The sequence below is a fragment of the Dyadobacter chenhuakuii genome, assembly GCF_023821985.2.
Taxonomy (GTDB): domain Bacteria; phylum Bacteroidota; class Bacteroidia; order Cytophagales; family Spirosomataceae; genus Dyadobacter; species Dyadobacter chenhuakuii.
This window is the reverse complement of sequence record NZ_CP098805.1, coordinates 4,110,527-4,130,074: the sequence shown is the minus strand read 5'-3', so window position 1 is coordinate 4,130,074 and position 19,548 is coordinate 4,110,527. Positions and strand designations below refer to the sequence as shown.

Sequence of the window (19,548 nt, the reverse complement as noted above, 5' to 3'; positions counted from 1 at the left end):
TAGCCTTTGCAAATTTATCAATCAAATTCTTTACTTTATCTTTTGCCTAATTAGTATGATACTAAATAAGCCCCGGATGGCCGGGGCTTATGAACAAAAAATAGGAGGTTTGAACCTTATCGGATCACAATCTGCTTGGTAAGGCTTTGACCTTCGCCAGTTACTCTCAGAATGTATTTTCCTGTTGGCAGATATCTTGTATCAATTTCAATGCGGCTGTCCAGAAGTCTTGGTGTCGTTGTTCTGATCACCCTTCCATAAATGTCAAAGATAGTTACGGCTGCATTGCGGATGTTGTCTCTTGACTCGATATAAACATAATTACCTTCGCTTGGATTCGGGTAAATTACAACTTCGTTTTGCTCATTCGTTTTAAACTCGCGGGAAGCCGTGTCTGAATAGCAAGTCAGCAAATCATCGCCAAGCTGGAAAACCACTTGTGCTCTTGCCGAGTACTCGCCTGTTTTCAGAATTTTGACCAGGTTAGCAGTCGTATCCGACTCTGTTCCTGGCCTGCGCCACAGGAATTTCGCATCCAGATCTGCCGGTATGGAAGCCATAATGCTGAAAGGGCCTGATGGTTCAATAACCGGTTTAGGAATTTCAGGTCTGATGATGAGTGAGGAAGCAGCTGAATTTTCAGAAACACAGCCGAAGATATTTCTTCCCTTCACATAGTAATTACCGCTTTCCGCAATCTGTGCAGTTGCGCCGGTTGCCACCACTGTGTTTGATCCTTGTTTGTACCAGCTGTAAATGTCCGTTCCATCGGCCACGGAGAATTGGAAAGCAGAGTCAAAGCAAGCCTGCTGATCGCCCTGTTGCTGAATCGTGGGCTGAACCGGTTTTGCACCATTATCCAGCACAACAACAGAAGTTAAAATTGAATTGCCAGCATTGTCTTTTACGGTTGCGCGGTAAGTTCCTGCTTCAGAAACCGTAATGCTGTTCCCGGTGGCGCCGTTCGTCCATTGGTACGAAGCAAAACCGGTTGGTAAAGTGATGGTAACAGCATTATTTTCAGTTACACAAGCTGCTTCGATATCAGGAATTGGAGCAGGGTTCGTTGGCGTAGCCGTTGAGAAAAAGTTAGCATCAAGGCTTTCATTCCAGGCATTTGCAAGGATTGTAAGCGCCCGGTTCGTGCCCTCAAAATCCGATGGGCTTTCTCCAACAAAGTGCGTATTATCACCGCGGTTGGGAACTAATGGGTCCGTTTCAGGTCCAGGGTATGTAGGATTAAAACGTGTATCCAAAACGGCATTCTGAGCAGCAATGATCTCAGGATTTATTGTAGAAGGGATCCTGTCACCCGCCGACGTTCTGGAAGTCCGGGCAATAACCCAGGTAATGCGCTTGTCCCCTGTTTCAGCACCCAACCTGTTCATAATGAATTGAAGATCTTCACGGTAAGACGCCGCAGGAGTTTTAAACAAAGCATCCGTTTCTCCCTGCATCCACAACACCGCTCTCACACCATATTGATTGCCATAATTTCTTGCCGCAATTCTCAGGTTGGCAAATGGCATTTGGGGAGGATAGACGAAACCGCCGTATTTATTTTTTGTAGTTAAACCCTTTGCGCTGCTCGCCCAGTTCTCGATGGAAGTTCCTTCCCAGGCTGCATTGATGAACAATATCGGAACATTCAGTTTCGCAACCAGCAAATCACCCAATACGCCCCAGCACCATGCCGACTGGCCTCTCGGAGACATTATTCCAAGGTCTCTTGATATTTTAGAAAAAGCGGGTGGGACAGGATCGGTCAAACGATCGACATCGTCATTGTTATAGTTTGAAATATACATAACGCGGTCATCCTGAGCGGATGGTCCCGGATATTTCTTTAATCCTTGTGCATTAGACTGTCCTGCGATGATAAAAACTTCGCCTACGCCTAACCTGGAAAGAATGTCGCGGCCAACAACTTTTCCATCTGAAAGTCCACGGACTTCAAGCGAATACCAGCCACCCATTAATGTAATATTTCCTTTAAAAACGCCGCCCTTCGGAGCTTGCTGCAAAGTTTCCCAAGGTGTCGGAAAGCCCTGACCTTCCACTACGGGCACGGCGCGGGCTTCAACTTTGTCCATAGGGACAGTAAATGTTCCTGTAACGGTTATCTCTCTCTGTCCCCTAACACTTTGCTGATATACAGCCTGGAAAGCCGGTGAAGTGATTCGGATTTGCGAGAAAGCTGTTGAAGATATAATACTGATTAACAGCAATGCCTTTGCCACAACCGGGAGAATAATTCTATAACGCATTGGAATTCTTAAACAGGGTAAAAATTTGTATATCTGATGGATGTTGGATTTTTTCAACTTCGGCGTGTGCGCCATTACAAAACGGTCACAAATGTAAATGATTATTTTTGCTAAAATATCACTATTCCGTTTTTTTGATTACATCACTGGCGCTACGACCGTTTACTGAACGATAATCAGCTTTTGGGATGCAGTAAACGCCACCGAAACAATCCGCACCACGTACAAACCACTTGATAAGCCCTGGATATTAAAGAATTGCTGACTGTCAAATTTCTTTACTGTGAAGGTTCTGTGAATAACCCCGCGGCTGTCGATGATCTGAACTTCGGCGTTATTCAGGTTTTGTAATGTTTCAATAGTGATCTTGCCGTCGACAACCGGGTTTGGATAAGTAACGAAACCTGGATTCCGGGTGTCTGCAATAAAACTGAAGCGATCAGAAAAATCTGAAAAACAAGTCAATGTCGGGCTGTAAACCACCGTATTATTAACTACATAAGTTCCCGACTGGATCGCTTTCAATGTTGTTCCGTTTTCGGTCAGTTCCTGTCCGTTAAGCTTCCAGACGTGATCTCCTGAATTTAAATTGTTTTCTGCCAGCAACGTAAACACACCGATCTGCTTAATGGTCGGCCGCGTAGGCGTAGGCTTTACATCCACCTGGATTGATCTCGAGAATGGTGAGTAACAGCCTTTTTCATCCCGGACCCTGGCGGCATAGCTGCCCGTTGTATCTGCCTGAATGCTTTCGCCTTCTTCCAGGGTGTTCCAAAAGAATGTATTTCCTAATGTTGCCTTCAGCACCACAAAGTCACCGTCGCAGAAAGTGGTGGCACCTTCCGCAGCAATATTCGGAGCTGGCGGCAGGGCAAGTGTTTCTGTTGTGATCTGGTTACTAGGATCAGAAAAGCATTGGAACTCGTTGATCGTTTGCACGGAGAATGTTCCGGGCGTGGTCACTTTCAATGATTGTGTCGAAGCGCCATTGCTCCATAGGAACGCCGCCGCCGGTGAGGATTGCAAATTAACGCTAAGGTCTGCGCAGAAAACCGTAGGGCCGTCGGCGCGGATTGTTGGCGTTTCAGGAAGAACGTTTGCTACAACCCTTACCACGGGTGACACCGGAGAAACACAGCCGTTTTCATCTTTCGCAGCAATTGTAAAATTACCGGAATTGCGGATCTCGATTTCCCTGCCGGTTTCGCCGTTGCTCCACACATAAGAGAACGCTTCGCTGCTTCTTAATGTCGTATAATCCCGGAGGCAGAATGTGGTTGGACGAAGAGCAGTGATGGCTGGTGTTGCAGGAAGAGCATTTACTTTCACCGCTATCTCGTCCGAAGTTGATTCACAGCCATTGGAATCACGCTGTTTCAAAGAGAATGTGCCTGAGGCAGTTACCGTAATCGCTTTTGAAGTTGCGGCTGTGCTCCATATGTTCCCGCTATCGTAGTTGGAAGTCATGATCAAATTCTCACCCTGGCAAAAAGTAGTGTTGCCGCTCAAAGCAACCACAGGCTTTTGCGGTAATGCATTAACCTTAACATTAACGGGGTCAGAATCAGGGGAATAGCACCCAACTTCATCCAATGCTCTTACCCGATATTCACCGGAAGATTTTACGACAATGGTCGATGTGTTTCCGCCGTTTGACCAGGCATTTTTCAACTTTGAGTCGGAAGTAAGGCTTACTTCGCCGCCGTCACAGAATTCGAGCACGCCCGAGGCCGCGATCTTTGGTTTTGGTGGCAAGGGCGAAGTAGAGACCGTCATTGTAATCTTGTCGGACGTCGATTCGCAGCCATAAAAATTCCTGGTTGTAACAAAATATTCTCCACCTGTGGTCACAGGCACGCGATCGCTGGTGGAGCCATTGCTCCATCTGATGTTTTCAGAAGTGTTGGATATCAATGTTGCCGTATTTCCTAGGCAAACCGGATTGCTTCCTTCAAGCTGTATAATCGGCTTATTAGGTTGAATGTTGTCATTGATCCTGATATTCGGAGAGAAAATATAACGTCCTTTTCCATCGCGGGCGCTAACGCTATGCGTGCCGTTTCCAACCTGGGTATTGCTTGAATTCGAACCATTGCTCCAGCTGAATTGGGAAAGACCAACATTGTCGGCCTCCAGGTTGAGGTTACCATTGCCAGCGCAGGATGCGCTTACCCTTAACGGTCTAACGCCTTGGTATGGGTTTGAATTTGCAAAAAAGTTATCGTTCAGTTGCTGCGCCCAGGCATCGCCCAGCTGCCTCAGCCCGTCATCCTTGAAGTGAACGCCTTCACCTTCTGCCGGACGTGGGATTTGGAGCAAATCCGTGTTCGGTCCCTGGAATACGTTAGGGACATTATTGATAACCCGTTGCTGTCCGTCCGTAACACGGGAAGTTGCTCCGAGCCGGTTATCGTAAGAAGTAATTGATACAACCCACGAAATGTTTTCACCAGCATCGTTTCTGCTGGTTTCAATCACTTTTTTTAGATCGTTGAAATAGGAATCAGTAGTTGTTGTTGGTGTAACATTATCAGACTCGCCTTGTTGCCAGAGAATGCCTCTCAACCCGGTAATCGGCGTCAAGCGTTGAATAACATTACGCATGTTTCCATAGGGCATCCCGAAGGGTTCAAAGTTAACTGGCGCATACACCGATTGCGTCGGCCCATCTATACTCTCTTTCCAGTTCCGGACAGCAGTTCCTGTCCAGGCTACATTGAAAAATAAAACGGGCACCTGGAGTTTGTTAACAAGCTGATCACCAAGCCTTCCCCAACTCCATGCAGACTGTCCACGGGGGCTGATCTTTGTCTCGGCATCTAAGTGGCTAAATTGCGGATGGCGGTCATAAGTCTCAGGAAAAGGCTGATTATAGAGCCTGTTTACGGTGCTTACACGGTCGTCCTGCGCACCTTGGGAACCGAAATGTTCGAAACCTTCTGCATTGGACTGGCCAGCAATAATAAACACTTCTCCTATGCCTACATGGTCTATCCGGGCAGGTTCACCGAGCTGCTGGTCGCCATTGAAAGCGCGTACATAAAGTGTATACCAGCCTCCCGTCCCTTCGATGGCGCCTGTGTACAAGCCACCCTGCGGATTGTTCGAAATTTCTTTCCAGTCAGTGGAGATCCCTTGCCCGTTGATGGCTTCTAGCCGCGCGTCAATGCGTGTAGTGATTTTAGTGTATGTGCCTGAAATGTAAATGTTGGCTTGATTGCCCTTACCCCGTTGAAAGACAGCTCGATCTGTTGGAAAGTCAATGTTTACTTGTGCAGAAGAGGTGAACGAAAGAAAGATTAATCCTACCCAGAACAAGTATGGTAGATAGTGCTTCATGAGTAATATAATTCATTAGAATAACTCCTTAGACACACAAATTGCATCAATTGGTTGCCTGTTTCAAGAAAATATTATTTTACGGACAACGGCAAATTGATGAGGTTCCATATCTGATCTTTCAATTGTTCAATTCCTTCTTGGGTAATTGCAGAAATGAAAATACTGGGTATGGATGCTGGAATTTGTGATTTTAAATCGGCGCGTTCCTCTTCGGAAAGAACGTCAGTTTTTGAGATCGCGAGAATGCGACTCTTATCGAGAAGGGAAGGATTGTATATTCTTAACTCTTGGAGCAATGTTTCGTATTCGGCATTAATGTCTTCACTGTCAGCCGGAACCATGAACAGTAAGATGGAATTTCTTTCTATGTGCCGTAAAAAACGCAAGCCAAGGCCTTTTCCTTGTGATGCGCCTTCGATAATGCCGGGAATGTCGGCCATCACGAAGGATTTGTAGTCCCGGTAAGAAACTACGCCCAGGTTGGGCACCAATGTAGTGAAAGGATAATCAGCGATTTCCGGCCTTGCAGCCGAAACAACGGAAAGCAATGTGGACTTGCCTGCATTTGGGAAACCAACCAGGCCGACATCTGCTAACACCTTCAATTCCAGGATAATCCAGGCTTCGAGGCCAGCCTCTCCTGTCTGCGCATGTTGCGGAGTCTGATTCGTGGCTGATTTGAAATGGTCGTTACCCATTCCACCGCGACCGCCTTTCAGCAAGATCACTTCCTGACCGTCTTCCGTAATTTCAAAAAGTTGTTCACCGGTTTCGGCATTTTTGGCGATGGTGCCTAGCGGCACCTCGAGGATAATGTCCTTACCGATCGAGCCTGAACGTCTTCCGCCTTCGCCGCCTTTTCCGTCAAAGGCCTTGATGTGCTTGGTGTATTTCAGGTGGAGCAATGTCCATAGCTGGCTATTCCCTTTCAGGATTACGTGACCGCCGCGTCCGCCGTCGCCGCCGTCCGGCCCGCCTTTTTCAACGTGTTTTTCCCTTCTGAAATGCAGTGAACCCGCACCACCAGAACCGGAGCGCACATTAATTTTGACGTAATCAATAAAGTTGGAGGAAGCCATGTGTATAGTGAATGAGTAAATTATTTAATGGTAACCGTCGAAATTGCTTTGGTAATTTCTTCAAAAATGAAATCAATCTCACCAATTCCGTCGATCGCGACAAATTTGCCTTGTTCCTGGTAATAGTCAGCAACCGGTTTGGTTTTGCTGTTATATTCCTGGATGCGTTTGCTGATCAGTTCTTCATTCTGGTCATCAGGACGGCCGGAAGTCTTTCCACGGTTAAGCAAACGAGCAAGCAGCTCATTATCGTCTACAACAAGTGCAATCATTACAGAAATACTTTCATTGTAGCTGGCCAGAAGCTGGTCAAGCGCCTCCGATTGCTTTACAGTCCGCGGGAATCCATCGAAGATAAAGCCGGCAGCATCCCGGTGCTCTTTCAGCTTATTGTCGATCATGCCGATCACCACCTCATCAGGAACCAAAATGCCCTGATCCATCAATGTTTTTGCTTGAAGGCCCAATTCTGATCCTGCCTGGATTTCTGAACGCAGCAGATCACCTGTCGAAAGGTGTATCAGTTTGTATTTAGCAATAATATTTTCACTTTGAGTGCCTTTACCTGCACCCGGAGGGCCAAACAGTATAAGATTCAGCATAGTTGCAAAAAAAATTGATGTCGCGGTGGAATGGTGTTTTTCGGCAAATTTACAATTCTAAATAAATGCCAGCCTAATAGTTAGTAGTATTTTTACAATAAAAAATCCTCCTGATGGCTTAAAATCAGGAGGACATGGAATATTTTTTAGAATAAATCAGGGAATAACGACCCGTTTGACGGCTCCGTCTTCATTTTGGACAACGGTTACGAAAACGGTTCCTTTTGTATTTTTCTTTAATTCAACCTGCCCCACAAACTCACCCTCAAAGTCCTTGATTTCTTTCTTTCCGACTTCTTTCCCTTTTGTATCCGTAACAATTACACTCACATCGCCTTTTTGCGGAACGCCGAATTTAAGGTTCAGGACACCATTATCAGGATTATTTGTATAAGCAGTCAGCGAACGCACACTTGCCGGTTTCACGACTTCCTTATTCCAGAATTCACCCATTTCATTTCCAAAATGCTCCATATCACGCATAAGCATTTTGGTCTTTGGTTTCCATTCGTTTTCAAAAGTCCGCATATGCTTTTTGAGATTCTCGGTATTGAATTCAAAATCATTGGAAAAATCGCCTTTCCAATGGTAAGCCAGCGGCTCCCGGTCATCGCGGTGGTCAATGATCACTTTACGCCGCTTTTTCGCGACCATATCCTCATCGCCGTCATCAATGGTCACCGAAACCATCTGGTTATTTTTCTTTTTATCAACACCCAGTGAGTCCAAGACTTTGTCCACAAACTTATCCCGTTCGTCGTCCGTCATAGCGCCCACGCGATAACTCCGCTCCTTGCTCTCCGTTTTGCCATCCTTTTCCCCGGTAACCTTGATTCGAATGGTTGCCTTTTCCTCCTTTCCGGGTTTTTCCGGTTTATCTTCCTGTGCCTGTGCTAACATTGCAGTTGCGCCGGTAAGCAGCAATGACAACATGATTTTGTTTAAAAAAGAAGTCCTCATAAGTAAGATTAGGTTATGTGTATGAATGAATTACAAAATTATCAGAAGCGATTTCCAGTGGGTGTTAAATTTTGTTAAAAACAAGATTGACCCGGGCGGATGCGTTAAATTTGTTTTCAGCAAGAATGTCGGTGGATACGGCGTTCGCGTTGCACCGGAGAATTTAAATTTATGACGAAGAGGAAAATTCAGATAATAGTCGGCTTAATGTGCATTGCGCTCATAGGCCTTATTGGATTTCAATGGTATTGGATCCGTGAGGCGATTGCAATCCGCAATGAGCAGTTCAACCAAAAGGTTTCGGAATCTGTACAGCAAGTGGTGCATCGCCTCGAAAAGCAGGAAATGATGTATCTGCTGCAACGCAGGATTGAAACCGAACAACAGAAAAGCAAGCTGAACCGCATTACCCAGCTGCGGCATACGCCCATCAAAAAGACGCCGGCGGCCAAAACCAAACCTGCCCGTGAGCTCGCTCAGCGAACACAGCCCCGCATGGAGATCGCAATTGGACCCAACGGCGAGGAGATTCACTATCAGATCATTACCGAAGCCGTTCCTACGGATGTGCTCAGCCCCAATTTCCGGGTGATGGTTGAGCACCAGCAGCAGATTATGGAAGAATTTTTCCAGGCTCAGCAGTATGGCGCAGCCGGGATTGACGAATTCATGCGCAGAAGATTAGACGACGAAAGGCGTTTAGGCAATGCATTCAGAGGAATGCAGGATAGTGATGCCAAGAAATATCAGACAGGCAATGGAATGTATCCTGATTCATCTCAGAGAAGGATCGCAAACCGCCAGGTGGCTATTCCCGAGTCAAGAAAAAATGGCAAAAGCACTAATGCTGCGATCAGCGACGCAGAACCCGATCGGGCATCATTGCTGAAAGAGGTGATGAAGGATTTTATTTATACTAAAAGACCTATTGAGCAGCGCGTTAACCGTTTCTTGCTGGATACATTATTAAAAAAGGAATTTGTTGAAAGCGGCATCACGCTACCCTACGAATTTGCCGTGAGGGGCCGGTCAGACAACAGCCTGATCTTTTCCACGGCAAGCCTCAGGCCGAGGGAATGGGAAGAAAAGTCTTACAAAGCGGATCTTTTTCCTAGTGAGACAATTAATGCACCTAATTCTTTATATGTATACTTCCCTGATCAGCAAAAGTACATTCTGAGCAATATGGGAGTAATGTTCGGTGGTTCGGGGATCTTGATAATCGTTATTATGGCCTGCTTTTACATGGCGGTTACTACGATCTTGCGCCAGAAAAAGCTTTCCGACATTAAAAATGACTTTATCAATAACATGACCCACGAGTTCAAAACGCCGATTTCAACCATTGCATTGGCAGCGGAAATGGCGCAGGAAAACTCGTCCGCGATCCAGCAGGCCGCAATCGGTTCGAGGCTCGACCGGTATCTGGGCATCATTAAGGAAGAAAATAAAAGACTGGGAACGCATGTCGAAAAAGTGTTGCAAATGGCGCTTCTTGATAAAGGACATGTTAAATTAAAGATCAGCCAGGCGGATGTGCACGACCTGATCGGTAAAGCTTTAAATGCGCAGAGTGTTCAGATCGAGCAGCGCGATGGTGAGATCGATCTTGATTTCGAAGCGACGCATGAAGTGGTTTCAGGCGATGAAATTCACATTTCAAATGTCCTTAATAACCTGATTGACAATGTTATCAAATACTCGCCTGAGAAACTGCACATCCGCATCAGGACCTGGAATGAGAACGATGGCATTAACATTGCCATTTCCGACAGCGGGATTGGCATGGGCCGGGAACAGCAGCACCGCATTTTTGATACATTCTACCGCATTCCCACCGGTAATGTGCATGATGTGAAGGGTTTCGGACTCGGATTGAGCTATGTTAAAAAGATGGTGGAAGCGCATGATGGAACCGTTCACGTGCAAAGCAAACCAGGCGAAGGAAGCACATTTACAGTCTGGCTGCCCATTAGCAAAGAGGAACAATTAGTTTAGAAATTTCGTCGGCAACGCCTAACTTGCCATCTTTTTAGATGACCAACCGCGGTTTGCGGGAAATTTCAGATTATACAATGATTTCCAAAACATATGCCCCCCAGGAAATAGAGGATAAATGGTATTCCTACTGGATTGAAAACAAGTTCTTCAATTCAAAACCAAATCCTGATAAGGAACCTTACTCAATCGTAATTCCTCCCCCAAATGTAACGGGCGTGCTGCATATGGGGCATATGCTCAATAATACAATACAGGATATTCTGATCCGGAAAGCCCGTATGGAAGGCAAAGAAGCCTGCTGGGTGCCTGGAACCGACCATGCTTCCATTGCAACGGAAGCCAAAGTGGTTGCGATGCTCAAAGAACGCGGTATCAACAAACGTGACCTAACCCGCGACGAGTTTTTAGAATATTGCTGGGAATGGACGCACAAATATGGCGGCATCATCCTCCAACAATTGCGTAAGCTGGGCGCTTCCTGCGACTGGGACCGCACGCGCTTCACGATGGAGCCTGATTTGTACGATTCGGTTATCGACGTTTTTATTGACCTCTATAATAAAGGAGACATTTACCGCGGTCACCGCATGGTGAACTGGGACCCGCAGGCACGGACGACGGTCTCGGATGAAGAAGTGATCATGAAGGAGGTGAATCAAAAATTGGTTTACCTGAAATATCCCCTTGTAGATGAAATCGGCGAAGCGCTTACGGACGAAGCGATCATTATTGCCACCACGCGTCCGGAAACCATTATGGCTGACGTCGCCATTTGTGTAAACCCGCACGACGAGCGTTACAAGCATTTAATAGGGAAACAAGTTGCTATCCCGCTGATCAACCGCACCATTCCGATCATTGCCGACGAATATGTGGAGATGGAATTCGGAACTGGCTGTCTGAAAGTGACGCCTGCGCACGATGCGAACGATTATGTGTTGGGCAAAAGACACGATCTGCCGGTTATCGATCTGCTCAATGAAGATGGCACATTGAATGAGAAGGCGCAGATTCTGGTTGGTGAAGATCGCTTCGTAGCACGTAAAAAGATCATTAAGCTGCTCGAAGAATCGGGTAATCTTGTTAAAACAGAAGAATACAAATCCAATGTAGGCCATTCCGAGCGGACCAATTCGGTGATCGAGCCGCGGCTTTCGGAGCAGTGGTTTTTAAAAATGGATAAAATCAGCAAGCCTGCACTGGAAAATGTCATGAATGACACGGTGCAGCTGATTCCTGCCAAGTTCAAGAACACGTATCGGCACTGGATGGAGAATGTTCATGATTGGAATATCAGCCGTCAGCTTTGGTGGGGCCACCGCATTCCGGCTTATTATTTGAAAGACGGAACGACCATTATAGCAAAATCCAAGCGCGATGCATTGCATAAGGCGCAGCATGAATATCAGTTATTCGCATTGACAGAAGAGGACATTGAGCAGGACCCGGATGTTTTGGACACCTGGTTTTCAGCCTGGCTGTGGCCGATTACTGTTTTCAACGGCATTAAGGAGCCGGATAATGCAGACATTAACTATTATTATCCTACCAATGATCTTGTTACTGCACCCGAAATTCTCTTTTTCTGGGTGGCGCGGATGATCATTGCGGGATATGAATACAAAGGACAGTATCCGTTTAAGAATGTTTATCTCACAGGAATTGTACGGGATAAGCAAGGGCGAAAAATGTCGAAATCACTCGGTAACTCGCCCGATCCGATCGATCTCATCAACCAATATGGCGCTGATAGCATTCGTACGGGCATGCTTTTCAGCTCACAGGCAGGCAATGACCTTCCTTATGATGATAAGTTGGTTGAGCAAGGAAGGAATTTTGGTAATAAAATATGGAATGCGTTCCGTTTGGTTGAAGGTTTCCAGGTTTCCGACAGCTTGCCAGCGCCCGCGGGTTCGCAACTGGCGATCCAATGGTTTGAAAGTAAACTGAACCAGACCATTCTGGAAGTGCAGGATCATTTCTCCAAATTCCGCATTTCGGATGCCCTTAACTCGGTTTATAAACTGATCTGGGATGATTTCTGCGCGCAATATCTGGAAATGATCAAGCCTGGCTTCGAGCAGCCGATCGATAAGCAGACTTACGATGCAACATTGGAATTTTTCGACCGGTTAATGCGCCTTTTGCATCCGTTCATGCCATTTATTTCAGAAGAAATCTGGCAGAATATTATTGAAAGAAAAGAAAAGGATTCCATTTGCATAGCTCCATTCCCGCAAGCTGGCAACATTGATCAGTCACTGCTGAATGATTTTGAAGTGCTTTTTGAAGTGATATCTTCGATCCGGAATTTAAGAAATGCAAAGAATATCAGTCCAAAAATTGCGCTTCCACTGGCTATACGCACGGATAACCAGGCGCGTTACTCGGGATTAGAGCCATTAATACTAAAACTGGCGAATGTTGAGAACATTGGCTATGTGACTGACGAAGGTGAAGGAACTGCCTTCCGGGTGAAATCGGATGAGTTTTTTGTAAGCCTGGCGGATGAGCTCGATGTGGAAACGGAGCGTGAAAACCTGCAACGCGAATTGGATTACACGCAGGGGTTTCTGGATTCGGTGATTAAGAAATTATCCAACGAACGCTTTGTCCAAAATGCAAAAGGCGACATTGTGGAGAAGGAACGCCAGAAGCAGGCGGATGCCGAAGCCAAGCTGGAAACATTGAAAGAAGCGCTTGCAAGGTTGGGTTAGTGGTAGTTTTCGTACCTTTGCGCGATGCAGACTACGCAAAACAAATTTGAGCAATTCAAGCTTAACCGTCAATTACTCAATGCCATTGAAGAAGCGGGATACACCGAGCCGACGCCCATCCAGGAACAGGCCATCCCGCTCGCTTTATCCGGACAGGACATTCTGGGCATAGCCCAAACAGGCACAGGCAAAACCGCCGCTTATACATTGCCGCTCTTAATGCGGATTAAATATGCCCAGGGCGAGCACGCCCGGGCATTAATTATGGCTCCTACGCGCGAGCTGGCCATGCAAATTTCAGAAGCCATCGCGCAGCTGAGCAAATACACCGATATCCGTACAGTTGTGCTTTTCGGTGGAGTAGGAGCCAAGGCACAGATCGAGGCGATACGGAAAGGCGTTGACATCATTGTGGCCACGCCCGGCAGGTTCATGGATCTTTATTTTCAGGAAGAGGTCATTGTCAAGCATCTGAATGTGATGATCCTGGACGAAGCCGACAAAATGATGGACATGGGCTTCATGCCGCAGATCCGGAAATTGCTCGAAATCATTCCCACAAAAAGGCAGAATATGCTTTTTTCAGCCACATTCTCGGATAAAGTGGAAAGGCTGTCCTTCGAATTTCTCGAATTCCCAACGCGCATTGAAGTAACACCTCAGGCCACAACGGCCGAAATGGTTTCCCAATCCATTTACGAATTGCCCAATTTTCGCACGAAAATCAATCTTTTGACCCATTTACTGAAAGATCGGGAAGCATTCAACCGTGTCTTGATTTTTACGAGGAGCCGGGAAGTGGCCGGATTGGTCCATCAGAATCTGCTCGATAGGGTGGTGCGCGAGGATGAATTGAAAGTAATCCATGCCAACAAAGGACAGAACACGCGGACCAATGCAATGGAAGCATTTAAAGAAGGTTCCGTGCGCGTAATGGTGGCAACGGACGTGGTAGCCCGGGGCATTGATATCACGGAAGTAAGCCACGTCATCAATTTCGACGTTCCGCTGATTTACGAAGATTACGTGCACCGGATCGGCAGAACGGGCCGTGCAAACCGCATTGGACAGGCCATCACATTCATGACCATGGCCGACGAATATCACATCCGGAAAATCGAAAAAATGATCCGCATGGAAATCCCGCGGATGGAGTTGCCTGAGGATCTGGAAGTCGCTTCAACGCCCGTTACAGAACGCCAGGACATGCTGAGGGAGATAGATAACCAAAAAAGAAAGGAAGATCCGACGTTTTTGGGAGCCTTTCACGAGAAGAAAAAAACGTATCGCCCGGCGCAGAAACAACCCAATAAAGGAGGGTCAAACCGTCGTAATTCGTCCGGAAGAAGTAAACGGAAATAATGCAATACTATTTAGATAAAACCGTTTAACTTGGACAATAGAAAACCTGTTTCTCTATTAAAGTCACCTATGAAAGAGTCCGTTGTTATTTGGCTTGCTATTCTTATCCCAGTATTTGGCCTTGCACAAAACACCCATCTCGCGAGTGCCGGACCGAATACAGATACGAACCTTGCCCAAAAAAAGCCCTTAGATTTAAAAGAAAGACGCGTGCTCCCGCTTTTTGGGGAAGTAAGCAAAACTTCTGATCAGATTGACGAGGAAATCCGTTTTTTGAGTGAATGCGACAAGTCATTTACAAGTCGCGCTGAGGCGAGCAGCTTTTTTACCGCACGTGCCTGGGAATATTTGCAGGAAGGAGCATTGGATACCGCTTGCTATCGCTTCAATCTCGCGCATTTACTCAATGATAAAAATGTGGAAGCATATTGGGGCCTGGGCGTTATTTCCTACCAGCGCGAAAACTGGGTGGAGGCCAAAAGAATGCTAAGCCGGGGAATTGGTTTGCAGGGTGAAAATGTGCCGCTGCTTGTCGATTTGTCAACCGTTGATCTGAAATTGTACGCGATAACAAGCCGAAAGGAAGAACTGGATGAAGCGGCCGAACTGCTTAACAGGGCAACTGCAATAGATTCTACTTATGCATTAGGCCAATACAACCTGGCTTTGTTACATTACAATCTCAATGATCTTGATAAATCGTGGGAGCATTTGCATAAAGGAAGATCGCTCGATTTTAACCAGATGAACCTTGATTTTGTGGAGCTTTTAAAAGCCAGGAAGCCGGATCCGCAAGGTTTCTTCAAATAGGTTTTCAATTTGATATACATAAAAAAAGTCTCCCGCGAAGGAGACTTTTTTCGTTTGTGATGAATATGCCTTCTGTTATTTGAAGAAGAAGCCTGTTGGCGCAACATTCACTTTTACTGAATCAACAAGTGATCCGTCTGCGCGGTAACGGAGCGCATAACCTGCCTGCGCGAACGAAGGCGTTACACCTGCATACAAAAGCCCTTGCGTAGGGTCAACTGCCAGACCTGTGAAAATTCTCTTGATTAATGGCGTCGTAACATTCACCTGCGCATCGCTGATGCCGAATTTATAAGTTCCTCCATGTTCGCCGGCAGCATCAAAGTATGACAGAACAAAGAAAACCGTTCTCTTATCCGGGCTGAAAGCAAAGTTGGATGCAGATTTGGTCGCATCGCTTCCCAATGACAATGTAGCGTCTGCATTGTAAGAATCAGGGTTCATTTTAATGACCTTAATGCCATCATTTACCCAAAGTTTTCCATCCGCATCAATCCCGATCGGGTTTGGTGCGTTTTCAAATGAAATTGATTTATCAATTGCGTTTGTGGTCGTATTGATCACCGTCAATGTTGTGCCCCCACCATAGGAAACCTTTCCCACAAACAACTTGCCGTTATTCAAAACCAGATTTTCCGGCCCGCCCGATGTGATCTCGATTTGGTCAACCACTTTATTGGTAACTAAATCAACGACAGCTACATAACCGGTCGTGAATTTGAAATCGGCATTGGTTCCCCAGCAAGACACATATGCTTTGTTGTTGGTCCCAAAAACCACTTCCCGTGGATTCTCAATTTCCGGAGCGCCAATGGTCGCAATTCTCTGGAAAGTGTTGCTGTTGACAATCTCAACCTTATCCTGGCCGGCAGACATATTGTCCACAAGAATGATCCCGGTTGCGTCCAGGGCCACATAATCCTGCACGCCGCCTTTCAATGTAGTTCCGTTTGCCGTGTTGAAAATGTCAATCTCCGCAGTGGTTTGTTCTCTCGTAAAGAACGAGATCGCTCCGTTATTTTGAGAGAAATTCCCTTCATTCACCACAAATACACCCTGGATATAATCACCCTTCGGAGCCGGGTCGCTTTGGTTACACGACCATGCGAAAAGAGACAAAGAGGTAAGAGATGCTAATCTGAATAACTGTTTTTTCATTTTTTGCTTTATTAGTTGTAAAGTTTTTGCCACATAACCTCTTGTAAAACATTACTTTGCGGAATGTGGCGGGTCATAAATTAAAATTAAACTTAATGCAAAGCTTCTGCCAGGCATTGCATTGTTTCTTACATTTAGATAAAACGTGTTTGCCAGATTATTGATCTGTCCCTGCAACCGCATTTTTATTTTATCCCAGACAAAAGTATGTTCTGCCAGCAAATTTGTGAGCGTATATCCTTCTAAAAATTGCGTATTATCAAATGTGCTAAAACGCTTGCTGATCGTCTGCGCCTGACCTGTGAGCCTCGTATTTTTATATTGGATAAATGCATTCAAATTTCCTGAATGCATCGGCACAAATACAAGCTGCTTGCCGATAATATCCGAGGAATAGGCATCATAAGCTTTTTCCTGAGCACTTTTATTTAGCGCATACCCTAGGTTGATGCCTGATTTCCAGTCATTTATCTGATGCCGCCACCCAGCCTGCGCTTCAATTCCACGCGCGAGCACTTGCTGCAAGTTTTCTACACGGTAACTTTGCGTAGGATTCCAATAAGTCCAGTCCTTAATGCGGTTGTGATATGCCGTCAGGGAAGCTGAAAATGTTTGGTTAGCATCGATAACAATGTTTTGTTCGAGGCTAACTTCTTTGTTCCACCCGTTTTCCGGCCTGATATCCGGGTTTCCGAGTTCTTTCCAGAAGCGTTCATTCAATGTAGGCACGCGGTAACTTCTTCCTATTGAGCCTTTTAATTTCAGATTATGGGTTTCTTTTTGGACTATAAAATAGTCTGCTCCTAATGAAGGCGTGAATGGCGGATCAAATTTAGTTACAAATGCCTGCCTTAAATTCGCAGAAATGACCAGTCGGGCGGTGGCCTGCCAGCGCGTTAACAGAAAAATGTCACCTCTGTTTTCTGTCACCAATGCTTTATCATAGCCAGCGACCTGGGCTCGGTAATGTGCCCATTCGCCTCCTGCTTTAATCTGAATTGCATTGAATTGAAAATCGCGTTCAACACGGTTTGAAAACTTGTCTGTTACCGCATGGTCCAGCTGACTATAATCACCTTTGGCATAATCAATAATGTCTCTCACCCACGAAGTGCGGATTGTGAAGTCTTTAAATTGATAACGTAACATGGTCCTGTAAGCCTCCGTTAAGGTCAGTTCGCGGCCAGCTTTGTCTTCCGGTGTTAACGTGAGCCGGTTACGGGTTAGCCATACATGCGCCGAAATCTGATGATCATTTTTTGAATTGAAAAACAAATCCTGCACCAGACCGCGCTGGAAAGAAGTGGATGGCAAAACAGTATATTGATTTCGCTCGGTGTATGGAAAATCGTTGTTCATACGACCGTCATACACATTTGTCTTGCCTGAAAAGCTCCACTGATCACTGATCACCGCCGCATAGCGGGCTGTAACCTGGGTCTGGTGGTTGTTGAAACTTTCCTGCTGCCGACCGATTGAAAGCTGCAAAGGCTGGGTCGATGGAGCGCTTCCCAGCAAAATACTTCCACCCACGGCATCACTGCCTACAATGCTGGCAGCAGAGCCATATTGGACAGAAAGCTGATCAAAACCGGTAACTGGGATGGTTGAATAATCTGTCTGGCCAAGGATAGGAGAATTAATGTTCAAACCATTCCATAACACAGCGGTATGGTTAGCCGACGTTCCGCGGAAAGAGGCCGTATTAAGCTGACCGGGGCCGTAATTTTTAAATGCAATCGGCGTGTAAAGTGAAAGCAGCTCGCTGATATTCTGGAAGCGGAAAAGATTCAGAGACGCCGAATCGAACTTTTGGATTTTGAGCCCGCTCATGAATTTTTCAGGAACAAAACCCTTTACGATAATAGGTTCCAAACGAATGCTATCCGACTGTGCAACGAGCATTTCCGGACGGAAAAGCCATGTGGCAATGGTCAAAGCCAAAAAAAACTTCCGGTCAATAATCACCTGGTGTCAAATATGTAGCGTTATCAGCTTTGTTTTTCCTCCGAAAACAAAATTTGATAGATCAGCTTCTGGCAGGTCTCCTGGCTCGTCTTTTTGGTCCGTGGCCTTCCCGTTCGAGGAACAGTGGCATAGGGGATTGGATCAATATAAACAGACTCACAGTTGCGGGGACAGCTTCCGGTTCAACGGAATTCCCTATTAAGCCTTCATGCCGCATTGAAGCAGCTTTCAGCGCCAAAGGTGCAAAGGTAGTGAATTGGCGGGATTTCCGACGCGGTAACATATCCTTTATCTTCTGTATGATATGCTTTATCTTTGACCAAAATCCTGATCATTGTTGGCTGCTCCTGCTCAAAATCCGACTGCAACTTCTTCGCAAAAAGGCATTTATCTGATGCTCGGTGCTGCATTTTTCTTTTCCCTCACCTCCGCAATTTCCAAGTGGCTCGGCCGTGATTTCCACATTGTACAGCTTGTATTTTTCCGGAACATTGTTGGGGTTGTGTTTGTAGTCACCAGCATTTGGCGACGTCCTGTAAGGCAGCAGGGAGGCAAGCTGGGGCTGCTTATTTTCCGCGGCGTTGTGGGCACATTGTCGTTGTATATGCTTTTTTATGCGATACAAACGTTGGGGCTTGGCCGCGCCTCCACATACCAATACACTTATCCCATTTTCCTCGCATTGCTATCCTGGCTGCTGATCGGCGAAACGCTCAATTCCCGTGAGTGGGCAGCTATTTTTGTTGGCTTTACCGGCATCCTGTTCGTTTTCCGGCCCGACCTTTCCATTTCGCTGCGGGACAATGCCTTAGGGCTTGGCAATGCATTGTTAACAGCAATTTCTTATTTGTCAATCAGGCAGTTAGGTGTTGTTTATGACTCACGCGCCATCATTCTTTCTTTTATGTTGAGCGGCATTGTGATGCCCATTATTTCCATGCTCGTCGGGACTTACTATCCTATGGAAAATCTGGATTTCCTGATTGGCACATTCACCTGGCCAACTCACATTTCGCAATGGCTTGGCTTTCTGGCGCTCGGACTGACGGCGCTAATGGGTCAGAGAATGCTGACGCAATCCTTCACATTTGACAAAGCCGGGCGCGTTGCTGCCATTGGTTATTCCAATATTCTGTTCTCCGTTCTGATCGGTTTTTTCATGGGAGAGGCCATTCCTTCATTCTCTATGTTCGCAGGCATGTTGCTGATCGTAGGAGGAGGAGTTATGGTTTCGCTGGCAAAAAGAAAGCCCGCTATGGCAGCCGATCCGGAATAAAGTCAG

General features: G+C 46.2%; 12 protein-coding genes and 1 riboswitch. Of the genes, 5 read left to right on the top strand and 7 right to left on the bottom strand.

What is annotated here, in order from left to right; translation table 11 throughout:
• Positions 1–116: 116 nt before the first annotated feature.
• The 5 genes from NFI80_RS17005 to NFI80_RS16985 form a co-directional block, all read right to left on the bottom strand.
• Positions 117–2,267 carry a sialate O-acetylesterase gene (locus tag NFI80_RS17005; protein WP_235165333.1) on the bottom strand — a complete coding sequence of 717 codons (2,151 nt, stop codon included), beginning with the start codon at positions 2,265–2,267 and terminating at the stop codon, positions 117–119.
• A gap of 162 nt (positions 2,268–2,429) precedes the next feature.
• Positions 2,430–5,606 (bottom strand): T9SS type A sorting domain-containing protein, encoded by a 3,177-nt coding sequence (locus tag NFI80_RS17000; protein WP_235165332.1) that lies wholly within the window; start codon positions 5,604–5,606, stop codon positions 2,430–2,432.
• Positions 5,607–5,680: 74 nt separating this feature from the next.
• A complete protein-coding gene (gene obgE / locus NFI80_RS16995) occupies positions 5,681–6,688 on the bottom strand; it encodes a GTPase ObgE (protein ID WP_026629364.1) in 1,008 nt (335 codons plus the stop codon).
• 20 nt (positions 6,689–6,708) lie between these two features.
• Positions 6,709–7,290 carry an adenylate kinase gene (locus tag NFI80_RS16990; RefSeq protein ID WP_235165331.1) on the bottom strand — a complete coding sequence of 194 codons (582 nt, stop codon included), beginning with the start codon at positions 7,288–7,290 and terminating at the stop codon, positions 6,709–6,711.
• 156 nt (positions 7,291–7,446) lie between these two features.
• On the bottom strand, positions 7,447–8,250 hold the full coding sequence (locus tag NFI80_RS16985) for a T9SS type A sorting domain-containing protein (protein ID WP_235165330.1): 804 nt from the start codon (positions 8,248–8,250) through the stop codon (positions 7,447–7,449).
• 171 nt (positions 8,251–8,421) lie between these two features.
• Between NFI80_RS16985 and NFI80_RS16980 the strand changes: the two genes are divergently transcribed.
• From NFI80_RS16980 to NFI80_RS16965, 4 genes are all read left to right on the top strand, one after another.
• Positions 8,422–10,248, top strand: a complete 1,827-nt coding sequence (locus tag NFI80_RS16980) for a sensor histidine kinase (protein ID WP_235165329.1) — start codon at positions 8,422–8,424, stop codon at positions 10,246–10,248.
• A gap of 77 nt (positions 10,249–10,325) precedes the next feature.
• On the top strand, positions 10,326–12,968 hold the full coding sequence (locus NFI80_RS16975; protein ID WP_235165328.1) for a valine--tRNA ligase: 2,643 nt from the start codon (positions 10,326–10,328) through the stop codon (positions 12,966–12,968).
• Positions 12,969–12,992: 24 nt separating this feature from the next.
• Positions 12,993–14,330 carry a DEAD/DEAH box helicase gene (locus NFI80_RS16970; protein WP_233794863.1) on the top strand — a complete coding sequence of 446 codons (1,338 nt, stop codon included), beginning with the start codon at positions 12,993–12,995 and terminating at the stop codon, positions 14,328–14,330.
• Positions 14,331–14,399: 69 nt separating this feature from the next.
• Positions 14,400–15,140 (top strand): tetratricopeptide repeat protein, encoded by a 741-nt coding sequence (locus NFI80_RS16965; RefSeq protein WP_051350046.1) that lies wholly within the window; start codon positions 14,400–14,402, stop codon positions 15,138–15,140.
• Positions 15,141–15,215: 75 nt separating this feature from the next.
• On the opposite strand, the gene NFI80_RS16960 is transcribed toward NFI80_RS16965, so the two are convergent.
• A complete protein-coding gene (locus tag NFI80_RS16960; RefSeq protein ID WP_235165327.1) occupies positions 15,216–16,298 on the bottom strand; it encodes a YncE family protein in 1,083 nt (360 codons plus the stop codon).
• 51 nt (positions 16,299–16,349) lie between these two features.
• On the bottom strand, positions 16,350–18,242 hold the full coding sequence (locus tag NFI80_RS16955) for a TonB-dependent receptor plug domain-containing protein (protein WP_235165326.1): 1,893 nt from the start codon (positions 18,240–18,242) through the stop codon (positions 16,350–16,352).
• Between the two features lie 77 nt (positions 18,243–18,319).
• Positions 18,320–18,520: riboswitch (cobalamin riboswitch) on the bottom strand.
• A gap of 83 nt (positions 18,521–18,603) precedes the next feature.
• Here NFI80_RS16955 and NFI80_RS16950 point away from each other — a divergent pair.
• On the top strand, positions 18,604–19,542 hold the full coding sequence (locus NFI80_RS16950) for a DMT family transporter (protein ID WP_252172069.1): 939 nt from the start codon (positions 18,604–18,606) through the stop codon (positions 19,540–19,542).
• Positions 19,543–19,548 lie beyond the last annotated feature (6 nt).